At 66.7% G+C, this 13,123-nt stretch carries 16 protein-coding genes; 10 read left to right on the forward strand and 6 right to left on the reverse strand.

Annotation, left to right across the window (positions count from 1 at the left end; translation table 11 throughout):
* Positions 1-109: 109 nt before the first annotated feature.
* The 6 genes from ACWEFL_RS31220 (at position 110) to ACWEFL_RS31245 (ending at position 4,189) form a co-directional block, all read left to right on the forward strand.
* The gene (locus ACWEFL_RS31220) at positions 110-1,000 is read left to right on the forward strand and encodes a LysR family transcriptional regulator (RefSeq protein ID WP_451719038.1); all 891 of its coding nucleotides are present in this window, start codon (positions 110-112) and stop codon (positions 998-1,000) included.
* 52 nt (positions 1,001-1,052) lie between these two features.
* On the forward strand, positions 1,053-1,532 hold the full coding sequence (locus tag ACWEFL_RS31225; RefSeq protein ID WP_451719041.1) for an NUDIX domain-containing protein: 480 nt from the start codon (positions 1,053-1,055) through the stop codon (positions 1,530-1,532).
* 151 nt (positions 1,533-1,683) lie between these two features.
* Positions 1,684-2,229, forward strand: coding sequence for a DUF2269 domain-containing protein (locus tag ACWEFL_RS31230; RefSeq protein ID WP_451719044.1), 546 nt, complete (start codon positions 1,684-1,686; stop codon positions 2,227-2,229).
* A gap of 4 nt (positions 2,230-2,233) precedes the next feature.
* Complete coding sequence (locus tag ACWEFL_RS31235; protein ID WP_451719047.1) at positions 2,234-3,094, forward strand: GNAT family N-acetyltransferase; 861 nt, start codon at positions 2,234-2,236, stop codon at positions 3,092-3,094.
* A gap of 173 nt (positions 3,095-3,267) precedes the next feature.
* Positions 3,268-3,726: a MarR family winged helix-turn-helix transcriptional regulator gene (locus ACWEFL_RS31240; protein ID WP_451719050.1), complete on the forward strand. Its 459-nt coding sequence runs from the start codon at positions 3,268-3,270 to the stop codon at positions 3,724-3,726.
* 10 nt (positions 3,727-3,736) lie between these two features.
* Positions 3,737-4,189, forward strand: coding sequence for an N-acetyltransferase family protein (locus ACWEFL_RS31245; protein ID WP_451719052.1), 453 nt, complete (start codon positions 3,737-3,739; stop codon positions 4,187-4,189).
* A 339-nt stretch (positions 4,190-4,528) separates the two neighbouring features.
* On the opposite strand, the gene ACWEFL_RS31250 is transcribed toward ACWEFL_RS31245, so the two are convergent.
* The 3 genes from ACWEFL_RS31250 to ACWEFL_RS31260 all read right to left on the reverse strand — a co-directional run bounded on the left by ACWEFL_RS31250 (position 4,529) and on the right by ACWEFL_RS31260 (position 7,726).
* Positions 4,529-5,908 carry a serine hydrolase domain-containing protein gene (locus ACWEFL_RS31250; protein WP_451719055.1) on the reverse strand — a complete coding sequence of 460 codons (1,380 nt, stop codon included), beginning with the start codon at positions 5,906-5,908 and terminating at the stop codon, positions 4,529-4,531.
* 111 nt (positions 5,909-6,019) lie between these two features.
* Positions 6,020-6,802, reverse strand: coding sequence for a methyltransferase domain-containing protein (locus ACWEFL_RS31255; RefSeq protein WP_451719058.1), 783 nt, complete (start codon positions 6,800-6,802; stop codon positions 6,020-6,022).
* Positions 6,803-7,129: 327 nt separating this feature from the next.
* The gene (locus ACWEFL_RS31260) at positions 7,130-7,726 is read right to left on the reverse strand and encodes a hypothetical protein (protein WP_125055267.1); all 597 of its coding nucleotides are present in this window, start codon (positions 7,724-7,726) and stop codon (positions 7,130-7,132) included.
* A 283-nt stretch (positions 7,727-8,009) separates the two neighbouring features.
* On the opposite strand from ACWEFL_RS31260, the gene ACWEFL_RS31265 reads away from it, so the two are divergent.
* Together ACWEFL_RS31265 and ACWEFL_RS31270 are read left to right on the forward strand one after the other, a co-directional pair.
* A complete protein-coding gene (locus ACWEFL_RS31265) occupies positions 8,010-9,260 on the forward strand; it encodes a hypothetical protein (RefSeq protein ID WP_451719062.1) in 1,251 nt (416 codons plus the stop codon).
* A gap of 325 nt (positions 9,261-9,585) precedes the next feature.
* On the forward strand, positions 9,586-9,984 hold the full coding sequence (locus ACWEFL_RS31270) for a hypothetical protein (RefSeq protein WP_018547596.1): 399 nt from the start codon (positions 9,586-9,588) through the stop codon (positions 9,982-9,984).
* Between the two features lie 225 nt (positions 9,985-10,209).
* Here the strand turns inward: ACWEFL_RS31270 and ACWEFL_RS31275 are convergent, their stop codons facing one another.
* Positions 10,210-10,512, reverse strand: coding sequence for a hypothetical protein (locus ACWEFL_RS31275; protein WP_451719088.1), 303 nt, complete (start codon positions 10,510-10,512; stop codon positions 10,210-10,212).
* A 58-nt stretch (positions 10,513-10,570) separates the two neighbouring features.
* Entirely contained in the window at positions 10,571-10,906 is a 336-nt protein-coding gene (locus ACWEFL_RS31280; RefSeq protein ID WP_383813095.1) for a hypothetical protein, read from the reverse strand.
* A gap of 141 nt (positions 10,907-11,047) precedes the next feature.
* Between ACWEFL_RS31280 and ACWEFL_RS31285 the strand changes: the two genes are divergently transcribed.
* Positions 11,048-11,521 carry a hypothetical protein gene (locus ACWEFL_RS31285; RefSeq protein WP_451719066.1) on the forward strand — a complete coding sequence of 158 codons (474 nt, stop codon included), beginning with the start codon at positions 11,048-11,050 and terminating at the stop codon, positions 11,519-11,521.
* Between the two features lie 22 nt (positions 11,522-11,543).
* Here ACWEFL_RS31285 and ACWEFL_RS31290 read toward each other — a convergent pair whose 3' ends face one another.
* A complete protein-coding gene (locus tag ACWEFL_RS31290) occupies positions 11,544-12,197 on the reverse strand; it encodes a helix-turn-helix domain-containing protein (protein WP_383814313.1) in 654 nt (217 codons plus the stop codon).
* 128 nt (positions 12,198-12,325) lie between these two features.
* On the opposite strand from ACWEFL_RS31290, the gene istA reads away from it, so the two are divergent.
* A partial coding sequence (gene istA, locus ACWEFL_RS31295; protein WP_451719069.1) for an IS21 family transposase occupies positions 12,326-13,123 on the forward strand: 798 nt, incomplete at its 3' end.

The following is a 13,123-nucleotide window of genomic DNA, read 5'->3' on the forward strand; positions in this document are numbered from 1 at the left end:
CAAGGCTAGTTGACTCTGTGTCAGTGTCCAATCACAGTAGCGACAGCGACCTATCGACTTATTTATAGTTGTCCGGTCCGCGGACAAAGTCGGTCGGGAGGCCCCTGGCATGGATCTGGCCCTGCTGCGCACCTTCGTCACCGTGCACCGGGCCGGCTCCTTCACGCGCGCCGCCGCACTGCTGGGGCTCTCCCAGCCCGCCGTCACCGGCCAGATACGGACTCTGGAACGACAGCTGGGCCGCCCCCTGTTCTTACGCCAGGCCCGTGGCGTCACCCCCACGACCATCGGCGACGAACTCGCCCACAGGGCCGCACCCCATCTGGACGCCCTGGTGGAGATCGCCGAAACCGGACTGGACGACGAGACGGGCGTACGGACCCTGCACCTCGCCGGCCTTCCCGAGTTCACCTCCGTACGCGCTCTGCCCGCCCTCACCCCGCTGATCTCCCAGGGCCTGGCGCTGCGGGCTTCCTTCGGGAACGCCGAGGAGACACTGGAGGGGCTGGCGGCCGGACACCATGATCTGGCCATCACCACGGCCCGGCCACGCGGCGGGCTGCTCACCGCGACTCCGCTCTGCGACGAAGAGCACGTTCTGGTCGCCTCTCCGCGCTGGGCGGCACGGCTGGGGCCCGATGTGCTGCGCGGGGGCCAGGTGGTGCTGGAGCAACTGCCCGTGGTGGAGGTCCATGAGTCCCTGCCGCTGGTCTCGCGGTACTGGGCCGCCGTCTTCGAATCCCGGCCCGCTGCCGCGGCCGCCGTCATCGCCCCGGACCTGCGAGCCGTCCTGGAGAGCGCCGCCTCCGGCGCGGGGCTCGCCGTACTGCCGCGCTATCTGTGCGAGGAAGCCCTTGAGGGCGGTCGGCTGGTGGCCTTGCTCGATCCTCCGGTGCCTCCCCTGCGCACTTATTTCCTCGTCGTACGCACTGGCACGCTCGCCCTCCCGCATATCGCGCGGGCGCATGAGTGGCTGCTGCGCGCTGCCGTCGACTGGTGAACGAGCGGCTTCCAGGAGTTTCAGAACGGGCCGTGCGGGCCATTTTCTAGCCATGACCGAACGTCCCGTGGTCAAGCGCACCGCACGCGCCATTCTGCTCGACGGCGACGACCTCGTCCTGATCAAGCGCACCAAGCCCGGCATGCATCCCTACTGGCTGACGCCGGGCGGCGGGGTCGAGCCGGAGGACTCCACCGTCGTCGACGCGCTCCACCGCGAGATGGACGAGGAGCTGGGCGCCAAGATCACCGATGTCGTGCCCTGCTTCGTCGACACCGTCGAACACATCGCGGACGGCGGGGTGACAGGGGTGAAGGTGCAGCACTTCTTCGTCTGCCGGCTGGAGTCCATGGATCCTGAGCGCCGGCACGGCCCGGAGATCGACGAGCCCTGCGGGGAGTACGAGATCGTACGGGTGCCGTTCAGCCGCATGGGGATCGCGGGCGTCCATCTCGTACCCCTGTCACTGCGTCACTACCTCGACGGCAATATCGAGGGCGTACGGGCGATGCACGCCCCCGACCTGGGCTGATCGCCGATCTCAGCCGTTCGGCGCGGCCGCTCTCAGCGTTCCCGTCACGCTGTGCTCCCTCGGGTCGTGCCGCTGTACGCCGACGCGAGTAGCGGTGCATACTCCCGCTGGCAGACGCGGTACCCGCTGTGCGACCGGCACGGTGTTTCACGTGAAACCACTCAAGCGCCCGGTACGCCGGGCATTCCTGGTCGTCCATGTCTCCTCGGCCGCCGGGTGGCTGGGGCTCACACTCGGGCTGCTCGCCCTGGCCACCACGGCGATCACCACGGAATCCGACGCCATGACCGAGGCCGCCACACGGTCGATGAAGGTGTTCACCGACTGGCTGGTGCTTCCTCTCGCGCTGATGACTCTGCTCAGCGGGCTCCTGCTGGCACTCGGCACCTCATGGGGCCTGACACGGCACCGCTGGGTCCTCACCAAGTTCTGTATCACCCTGGTCACCGTCACAGCTTCGATCTTCGCGCTGCGGCCGGGTGTCGATCACGCGGCCGAGGCGGTGTCCTCTGGCTCCTCGCTGCCCAACCCCAGTGATCTGGTGATGGGTCCGATCGTCTCCTTCACCGCCTATCTCTTCATGACCGCGATCTCCCTGCTGAAGCCATGGGGTCTGACCCGCCGTGGCCGACGGCTGCGGACCGAGGCCACTTCCCGGAAAGCAGTGGACGAGCGATCACTGGGCCAGTCAGTCTGAGCGCATGTCAACGCCTCTCTCCGAGCTGCCCGTCCGTCGTCTCACCATGGACGACCTCGTCTCCTGCGTCGATCTCTCCGAAGACCGCGGATGGCCTCGGGAGGAGCACAAGTGGGGCTTGCTGCTCACGGCGGGCACGGCGTACGGCATCGACGATCCCTCCGGCAAGGGACTGGTGAGCTGCTGCGTGGTCACCTCGTACGGCCCAGGGCTCTCGGCGATCGGCATGATGCTCGTCGCCGCTCGGTACGCCCGCCAGGGGGTCGGCCTCCGGATGATGCGCCATGCGGTGAACGGTGCCGGGAGTACACCGCTGACGCTGTATGCCACAGAACAAGGGCAGCCACTCTACGAGCAGTTGGGCTTCAGATCCGTCGGCCGCGCCGAAATGATCACGGGTCGCCTCCGTGAAGCGGCCCTCGCCGCCGCGGCCGAGGTACCCACCCGCCCGGCGACCGCGGAGGACCTGTCGGCGATCATCCGTCTGGATACCGAGGTCTTCGGCCTGGACCGCACCCACATGATCACGCGGCTGCCCGCCTTCGCGGACCAATTGCGGGTGGCGGAGGAGGGCGGCGTCCTGACGGGGTACGCGGCGGCCTGGCCCAACCTGGACACCCATGTCGTCGGCCCGCTGATCGCCGCGGACACCAGAACGGCGAAGGCGCTGATCGCCTCACTCGCCCTGGGCACGGACCGGGCCTTGCGGACGGATATCGACACACGCCATGAGGAACTGCTGGGCTGGGCGAGGGAACACGGCCTCGGAACGATCGCCTTCAACGAGGTGATGACCTATGCCGTGGACGACCTCCCGGGCGACTGGTCCCGCCGCTTCGCACCGCTGTCACTCGCGTCCGGCTAGGAGCTTTCGTCGGCTTCGAGGCCGGCCGAGCGCGGCGAGACTGTCGACTGTCCGAGATAATTGCAGACGCGGAATATTGCGCGTGTCGCCTACCCTGGGAGAAGCCGCTCCGTCATCGAGCAGCCGGGTGCAGCCGTCTGTCATCGAGCAGACGGTACGGAGGAGGAAGACAGATGGCCGCGACGGATCCCGCCCTCACGGGCCTCTCCCAGAGCTGGTCCGCCCTCTCCCTGCTCCACGGAAAGATCGAGACCCATGTCGAGCGGGCCCTGGAGACCAAGCACGGTCTGAGTGTGCGCGAGTTCTCCCTCCTGGATGTTCTCAGCCGCCAGCACGACGGCCCGGGCGGGCATCTCCAGATGAAGCAAGTGGCCGACGCCGTCGTTCTCAGCCAGAGCGCCACGACCCGGCTGGTCACGCGCCTGGAGGACCGTGCCCTGCTGACCCGCTATCTGTGCGACACCGACCGCCGCGGGATCTACACCGATGTGACCGAAGCGGGTCTGGCGCTGCTCGCCGAGGCACGGCCCACCCACGACGCCGCACTCCGCGAGGCATTCGACGAGGCCGCCAAGAACCCCACGCTCGCTCCCCTGGTCCGGACGGTCGAGGAACTACGGATCTCTGCGTAGCCTGCGGATCATGAGCGATCTGGAGATACGGCCCGCAGTGACCGACGACATCCCGGCGATCGTGGCCCTGCTCGCCGACGATCCGCTGGGAGCCCGTCGTGAGTCGCCCCACGATCTCACCCCGTACACCGCGGCCTTCGAACGGCTGACGGCGGACCCGAATCAGCTTCCGACCGTCGCTGTCCGCGGAGACAAGGTCGTCGGCACCCTTCAGCTCACGATCGTTCCCGGACTGTCACGGCGCGGTGCCATCCGCGCGATCATCGAAGGCGTACGTGTCCACGCCGATGAACGCGGCAGCGGTCTGGGCACCCGGCTCATCGAATGGGCCATCGAGGAATCGCGTCACCGGAACTGCGATCTGGTGCAACTGACCTCGGACGCCTCCCGCACAGCCGCCCACCGTTTCTACGAGAAGCTGGGCTTCGAGGCGTCCCACATCGGATTCAAGCTCCACCTCTGACCGACCGGCGCTCTCCGACCGGCCCGGCGTCCGTTTCACGTGAAACACCACATCCGTCGCACCGTCGTCTGCGGTACTTCACTGCCGAGGCTCCGAATGGCGACTTCACGGCTAGGTCGTTTCTGATGGATCAGGCTGGATCAGGGAGCGGGGTCTGGTGCCGTGCATCGCAAGGCGGAGGAGGGAGTCCATGCGGTGGGGGTACCTCCCGGGCCGCAAGGCCCAGGGGGCCATAGGTGACCGACGACAACGCAGCGTGGGGGTACCTCCCGGGCCGCCAGGCCCAGGGGGAGTGCGGTGCCAGGGCACGCGAGCCCAGCAAGATCCATCAGAAGCGGCCTAGAGCCCGCGCCAGCCCTCGGCATCGACTCCGCCCGGTACTCCCGCGTCCGGCTCATAGGGCTCGCGGGTGAAGACGAACGATCCACAGTCGAGATGGCGTACGGATCCGTCCTCCCCGCGGACCACTCGCAGAGTCTCCCCCGCGTAGTAGCCGTTCTGACCGGTCCAGGTCCCGTCCTTCTCCGCGGTGAAACGGGCTCCCCTGCCAACTCCGCTCAAGGGCTGGAGTTCCACACCACGATCGGCGAGCAACCGTAGCCCGAACGACTGGGTCCCCCAGTACCAGGGCCCGGTCAGCGCCAGCAGTTCCTGATCAGCCTCCGGGAAGGGCTTCCAGGGCTCCGGAAGGCGCGGCTCGGCCTCGGCGACGATCTGCACAAGGTCGGCGGTGACAACGCCGACAGGCGGTCCCGATGTCGCGTTGGCGAGCACGGCGGCGGCCACACCGTGCTCCACGCCGACCCAGAGCCCGGCGACGAATCCGGGCAGCGAGCCCGTGTGTCCCACCAGGGTGCGCCCCTCCTTCCGTAGGATCTGCGTCCCCAGACCGTAGGTTCCGCCCCAGTCACCGGCCTCCGCCGGCACACTCGGCGTCCACATCTCCCGTACGGACGTGGCACTCAGCACCCGGTCGTCGCCCTCGGCGAGAAACACGGCGAACCGGCAGAGGTCGCCGACGGTGGACCAGAGCTGCCCGGCCGGCGCCATCAGCCCGAGATCCTCGACCGGTTCGGACAGCAGCACATCGGCCCAGGGGTGCACGGCCCAGCCTTCCGCGTACGGGGCCTGCGGCTGAACGCTCGTACGATGCAGTCCGAGCGGCTCCAGGATCTCCCGCCGCAGAACGTCCTCCCAGGACGCGCCGCGCACCGCCTCGACCAGTGAACCGAGGAGTGTGTAACCGGGGTTGGAGTAGTGAAAGCGGCGGCCGACGGGGTGCATACGCGTCCGGTCCCCCAGCACCTCGCCCAGCCCCGGCCGCAGCGAGGCCGGCGTCCGCTCCCACCACGGCGCCGGAGACTCGGCACTCAGCCCTGCGCTGTGACCGAGCAGCTGGGCGATCGTCACATCCCCGACACCGGTCCCCGGAAGGTACTTCTCCAGAGCGTCGTTGAGATCGAGCAGCCCCGCATCCCGCAGCCGCATCACCAGAACGGCCGTAAAGGTCTTGGTGATGGAGCCGATGCGGTACTGGGTCTCCGCACCGGACCCCTGACCATCGGCGGAGGGCCGGGCCCCCGTCCACACCAACTGACCTTCGCGCGCCACACCGGCGACGAGCGACGGAACGCGCCCCTCCGACTGGGCGACGGCGATGCGATGCAGAAGGGCCCGCTCGGTGGCGGGGAGGAGCTGCTCTGTCAGAAATGAGGTCATAAGTCAGGTCTATCGGTGCCGGTGCACCCGAGTCGACCGTATGGCGCGCCATTACGCGATGCGCGGAAGCGCCCGGACCGCTTGCCGCTGCCTCGTGTTGTTCCCGCCGGGTCAGTTCTTTCGGGCTTCGATGAGGAAGCGCTGGGAGTAGGCCACGAAGGGGCCGTGACGCTGGATGAAATCATGGAGTTCTGCCAGGCGTTGGCGATAGGCACCCACGGTGAAGCCCGGGACGGTCCAGATCACCTTGCGGAGGAAGTGGACCACTGCGGCGATGTCGTAGAACTCCATGCGGAGCGCTTCTTGGCGCAAGTCGATGACTTCGAGGCCCGCCGCTTCCGCACTGGCCGTGGCTGCCGTCGGGCTGACACCGGATGTGGTCGTCAGCGGGCCCGGGGAGGGGCGGGCCGAAGCGGGCTGCGGCCCCATCATGAATTCGGTCAGTTCGCGGACCGAGCCCGAGCCCACGTGCTGGGCAAGGTAGGTGCCGTTCGCGTGCAGGACCCGGCGGACCTCATCCCAGCGGGTGACCACCGGATGACGGCTGACCACCAGGCCGAAGTGATCGGTCGGAAACGGCAAATCGGCTGCGTCGTCGACCTCGACCACGGTAGCGCGGAACCTGGCGAGGTTCCGCCGAGCGATCTCCACGTTTGGCTGCCATGATTCCGTCGCGGCCAGCACAGGCGGAGCGGCCGGGACCGAGGCCAGCACCTCGCCACCACCGGTCTGGATATCGAGCGCTGCCTCGGCCTTCGCCATCCGGTCGGCGAGCAGCTTCGCATAACCCCAGGAGGGTCGCTGTTCGGTCGCTCGGCCGGCGAACCAGGAGAAGTCCCACCCCTCGGTAGGGACGGCTTCACCTTCGGCAATAAGATCGTCGAACCTGGACACGTTGTTGAGAGTGGCAGACGGCGCAGGCGAGCGCATCGCAATTACGGGCGCGGAGGCAGATCCGCGGGCCTGCTCATCCGCGGTCGCGTTCCAGAGCGAGCCCTCGCACTTCTGCGGCGATCCTCACACGTGTAGGTTCTCACTTTCGGTGTCATGTGCCGACGCTGTGACCTGGACGTTCCCCTCCAGTCTCACGACGTGTCGGCAGGCGGCTGTCTCAGATCGGTGTCATTTCCTCAGACTGCCCAGCCGACTGCACCGCTTGTCCGCGTCCCGTCTGAGTGCACCACCACGTACGGAGATACGTGCACCGGCAAGCAGTTCATGTCATCGCGCGGGCATGACGGTGGCAGGGAGGCAAACCTCCAGGATGACTGCGGTGCCAGCCACGGCTCGGTCCTCGTGCATGGTGATCTGCTGGCCGGGCTGGACGTGCGTCCAGTGGGAGGGAGTGAGGGGCACAAGACGAACCGTGGCTCGCCCGCCGGGCTCCAGTATGGGCATGTTCTCAACCCAGAGCCCAGCGATGCTGACCGCACGTCCGCCGGTGGGTGAGAGGAGACCGATGTCCCACATGGGCCGCAGAACACCCGCGCCGGAGATTGGCGTCGTGCGTCGCGCCTCGGCGGCAGGGCGGAGCGTCAAATCTGCCCTGATCACGCCGTTGCGGAGCTCGGAGCATCGCCAATGGCACCAAGCCGCACTCCGCTCCAGCTGGAGCTGATCAGCCGCTTCGGCGAGCTTCTCCCAGAAAGCCAAAGGGGGCGAGTGAGCCTCCCCAAACTCCTCCAGCAGACCCAGGGCGATCTCCCACTCGTCGTGAACGAGGTAGTCCCAGACGTCTCCCACCGTGATGTCATTCTCGGTGGCGGTCTCTTCCGGAACCAACAGGAAAGCTGCTTCGAGCAACTCAGGGACGTCCATGCGCTCATTGTCGACCGCATGAACCTGCTGCCCGGTCCGGATGTCAGACCCTGCGCTTAGAGTGCGGCGAGATGGGGCCGGTCCCGAGGCCGCCAGCACCGGAAAACGGCAGCCTCCCTGGCCTGCTCGGGGGTGGTTCGGCCCAACCAGCGTCCAGGCATCGTTGAGGGCCACGAGTGCAGCCTGTCAGCCCGGCCCCTTTGAGTACCTAATCGGAGTCAGTATCGAGCGACCCGGTGCATCGCACCCGCCCCGGGTACATTCACCGCGATCGGAGAGCATCGTGAAGAACAGCCCGTTGTGGCGAGTGGTTGACAACCAGAGTGGTACCCAGTCCATCGTCAGCACGCCCTCCGAGGCGGTCGCGTTCGTCAACAGCCGGTTCGACACCGATGACGACGACGAGCCGTTCAGCATCACCGAGGTCGGCCCTCTCCTTCCGAAGCCGCTCGGGATCATCACCGCATGGGCCGCCAAGAAGGACGGCGAGCGAACCGACGGGCGTACTGCTCCGATCACCATCAGGCCGGTTGTGACGGACAACGCCAGCGAGTGCGATGACGTCGTGCTCTGGGGCGACGTGTACGTCTCCTGGGACCACGACATGTACACCGTCGAGGAGCCGGACAGCTCCGAGTACAGCGAGGCGTACAGCGCAGCCGAGTTGAGCGCGATCCTCGACGAGTACGCCGACGACTACGAGTACGCGCCTGAAGGGCCTGAAGGGCCCGACAGCCACAGGTGGCCGAAACCGGAAGAGTTGATCACCTACGGCGCCCAAGAGTGTGCCAAGCGGTTCGGGCACCTCGACGACGATGCCCTGCTGTGGCTCGCTGCCACCCGCATCACGCTCGCCGTGTGGCGCAACACACCCGTCGAGAACTGGCATGCCGGGAAGAGTCCGCTCCACGACGGCACAATGATGCGGATCAACACGGCAACCACCCGACTCGTGTGCTCGATGCTGTCGTTCGACCATGTCGACTGGATCGGTCTCGGTCTCGCGATCGTCAACCCGTCCCGGGTTCTACCGACAGGGCAGTCCGTACTCGAGCTCGGGCTGGCCTGCCACAACCCTGACGACCCGGCGCACGAGGTTGATCCGCGAGAAGAACTCGCAGAGATGGCACAGGTCGCGATCTCATGGGGGCGAAGGTACTGCCTTCGCGAAAAGGAGTTCGGCCTGCGAACCCTGATCGAATCCTTCTGTGCGTCCGACAACGGCTGGTTCGGAGCACCAAGTTGGGGGCGCATCGTCGATCGGTTCCTTACGGCTGTCGACGACCGGGAGAATGCGCACTGGCGCATACACCAGGACAAGCCTTGGTTCGACGAGTGGTTCACCAACCGACCGGCCGACATTGCGGACACCACGGAATTTCGTCGGCTGCTCCTTGCCGGGCCCGACCTGCTGTCCGAGGAGGCCGCCGAATGGTGCGTGGATGGTGCCATCGGCTACGTCTGCCAGGACGACCACGCGAACGACTGCTGGCGGTGCGGTATCCCACCGGCAACGGAGTCCCCCAACGAGTGAACGTGGGCACCAGCATAGAAAGCATCAAATCCACTGACCGCGCTCTCTCCCACCTGCTCGGCGGCCTCCCCTGCTTGGGGAGCCAGTCGCGGCTCCACTGACTGGAGATGTGCGGGTGCTTCTGACGGATCTGTGGCAGCAACGCTGGCCCGGCTGCCCGCCGGTCGGTCACAAGCTCCGTGAGCCCTACAGGAATGTCTGGGTCCGCTTCCACAGTCCGTCGGGTCTTTGTCATCAGCATCACCGGCCTGCCGGTTTCTTGATAACCACGGCTTCCACGACACGGAGGTCGAGCAGGTCGCCGGACCTCCGGGATCACGACGCCATGCAACTCCGATACTTCAATCAGACCGGATGGACCGCCATCTTCAATGGCACTGAGACCGAGATCGGTCGCATGGTGCGTGTGGAGGGATGGGATCCCGCAACCGGGGCAGCCTTGGTGGTCGACCCGCAGCGAGGGGCATTGCGCCAGGTCACGGACTACGTGGACTTCTCCCACTTGGAGCGGGCCGATCAGGTCGTTGCCGCGATACCCGGTGGGGGATGGCGGGCACACTGGACGGATGAAGGGCCGGGTGGATCACCTCTCACGGAGCAGGTGCTGGCCTGGTTGATCACTTCGCAGGGCCGGGCGACTGCCATCACGGTCGATGCTCAGGGGCATGTGGAGGACGCCGACAGCGCCGACGCCTTCATACCGCCGGGTGAGGAGCTTCAGTGACGGCGTCGATGCCGCAACAGGCGGGCCCGGCATCTGAGGGTCGGGCTTCTGATGCTGGCTGGGAGGCCCCCTATTACCGGGTTCGGGCCGCCGGCTTCCAGGTGCTCTTCCTCGTGGAACCGGACGAGGCGATCGAGGAGGTCTGCAACGTCGATGCCGAGGTTCATCTTGCCGACGGGTCGCGCTGGAGTTCCACGATCTTCACACCAGTGCGGCGCCGAGAGGTCAGCTGGGCCGGGATGCGATCTGCTGACGGGCAGAGCCCCAGACATCCTCGAACTCCTCGAAGGTGAGTTGTTCGGGGTCGTGGCCTTCCCATTCCGAGACGGGCAGCTCGGCAGCGATCCCGAATCTGCTGTCGTACTCGTCGAGGCGGCCTGCGTCGCGGGCCCGCTGCCACTCGGCGAGGGAGGCAGCTGCGATCGGGGTCAGCTCAGGCCCTTCGAGTTCGACCTGCCGGATCACCCAGCCTTCGGCGTCGACCTCGAAGTAGAACCAGGTGTCTTCCTCGTCCCAGTAACAGCGCATCCATGTGGTCACCAGGCCATGATGCCGGGCCAGATGCACCGCGCTACTCCGCCTTGTCTCATGGCTGGGCGATGAATCCTGCGGATCGGTCGAGCTGGAAAGGAGAACCGACCCGGGTTGGATCCCAGCCTTGATCCCGCGCCTCTCGAATGCTGGCAGCAACGTGAGCCGGACGAATGGGCTCCGTCTCGACGCCCACCCAGTTACTGGGATGGGCCTGACCGCTGGTGACGATCAACGGCGTGCCCGGCTGGCTGCCGCTGGCCGCTTCAACCGCATAGGTCATCGGTGTCCAGCAGAGTCCCTGCATGTAGGAGGGCTTCCTGCGGATCCGCCAGCGGTACTCGATCCCGTCAACGGTTATGCGCCGGGAACCCTTCTTGTTCAGCGCCATCTTCGCCTCCTCCGCTGGACTCTAGCGCTGTGCAATAGGTCCGTCTCAGCCAGAATCTTCCGGGCCGCCGGGCAGCGAGCCGAAACCCGAGTGCCGTGCAGGCCGTGGTCGCCGTAGTGTCCGGGGCGAAAGGCGGTTCCAGTGGAGATCACGGTTCAGTGGATCAGGACGTCCTGGACGAAGCACTCCAGGGGCGGTGACGCTGCTGCCCGCAGGAACTCAGCGCCAACGGGGTTCCTGGTGTCACCAGTGCCGTCTTCCTTCGCCCAGGTCATCCAGATGTCCGAGCGTGACGGTTTCGAGCCGCACGAGAGTGAGAGGGACTTGCGCCAGGTCGGACTCAGCTTGCGGGACGAGGGCGATCGGCTCCGCGTGCTGGCGCGTGTGGAGCCGTTGTTCGGATTGCCGCCGCGCCCGCGGCGGCCGCCGGCGGTGCGTCTGGTCCCGGGGCATTGGGTCCCTTGGCAGTTGAACTATCGGTTCAGTAGTGCCGCCGGAATACGGGACTGGTCGTACTGGCTCGATACGTTCAACGTTGCCTATGGGCCCGTCGACCCGAACGTCTTCCTGTCGGAGCCGACCATTCTGGTCGATGAGTGCGGTCCTGTTCGATAGCCGACCGCCGACGATCGGCTGGTCATGGGTTCTGCCTGGAGGCGGGAGGAATGCCGGTCTCGATGGTGTTGCCGCCTGGTCGGGCGCCTTCGCTGTCGGTCAGCGCGTCCATCACGGCTTGTCCGGCCTTGGTGGGGCGGAGTGATTCGCCCTGGCGGGGGCGGATGTAGAGCTGGACGCCCAAATCACCTTCCAGGGCAGCAAACTGGGTGTAAAGGACCGAGCGAGTGGTGCCGAGCTGGCGTGATGCCTCGGCGAGGGTGCGATGCTTCATGGCTTCTCGAAACCGCTGAAGGCGGCCCCAACAGCGCCGATCTGTGAGGGCCGGCCTGATCAGCGGCGGTACTGAGTCGAGTTCCGATTGGCTCACGGCCCGGCGTCCGCCGCGTGGACGGAGTGCGATGCCCATGGCCCGGAGGCGGCGTGTCAGGGTCGTTGGGCTCATGTCCAGCTCGATGGCGATGCTGGCCAGGGTCCGGGCCTGCCGGATGTACTGCTCTCGGAGCCACTGCTCATCGCCGATCGGCTTCCTCGATGGCTCTCGGCTAGCGATGAGGCCGGACTGATTCAGCACCTCGCTGATGAGTCTTTTGGGGATACGGGTCTCGGAGGCGATCTCTCTGACCGTCTTCCGCGCGTCGAGGTACTCGCGTCGCAGGAAATCGTCGGTGAGCACGGTATGTGCTTGCTGACGGGCCTGATGTCAGCGACGGGTGAATCGTGACCCTCTGACGGCGGATCAAAACTGACCCGTCTTGTGGTCTTCCGACCAGTCTGATCTTGATCGAAGGTCAGGAGAAGAGGGTGATTTCCGTGGAGGACTGGGCAGAGATCCGCAGGCTGCACCGGGCCGAGCAGATGCCGATCAGGGCGATCGCCCGGCATCTGGGCATCTCGAAGAACACCGTGAAGCGGGCGCTGGCCACCGACCGGCCACCGGTGTACTCCCGGCCGGCCAGGGGCTCGGCGGTCGACGCGGTCGAGCCGCAGATCCGGGAGTTGCTGAAGCAGACGCCGACGATGCCGGCGACCGTGATCGCCGAGCGGATCGGCTGGGACCGTGGCATGACGGTCCTCAAGGACCGGGTCCGCGAGTTGCGGCCGGCCTATCTGCCTGTTGATCCGGTCTCGCGCACGACGTATCAGCCCGGCGAGCTGGCCCAGTGCGATCTGTGGTTCCCGCCGGTCGACATCCCGCTGGGCTACGGGCAGAGCGGACGCCCGCCGGTCCTGGTGATGGTGTCGGGCTACTCGCGGGTCATGGCCGCACGGATGCTGCCCACCCGCACCACCGGCGACCTGATCGACGGACACTGGAAGCTGCTGACCTGCTGGAACGCGGTCCCACGGATGCTGGTCTGGGACAACGAGGCCGGCATCGGCCGCGGCAGGGTGACCGCTGACTTCGCCGCGTTCGCGGGCCTGGTCGCCACCAGAATCTATCTCTGCCGGCCTCGTGATCCAGAGGCGAAAGGGCTGGTGGAGAGGGCCAACGGCTATCTGGAAACGTCATTCCTGCCCGGCCGGACCTTCACCGGACCAGACGACTTCAACACCCAGCTGACCGTCTGGCTGAACATCGCCAACCGGCGTCAGCACCGC

Source organism: Streptomyces sp. NPDC004838 (genome assembly GCF_053600955.1).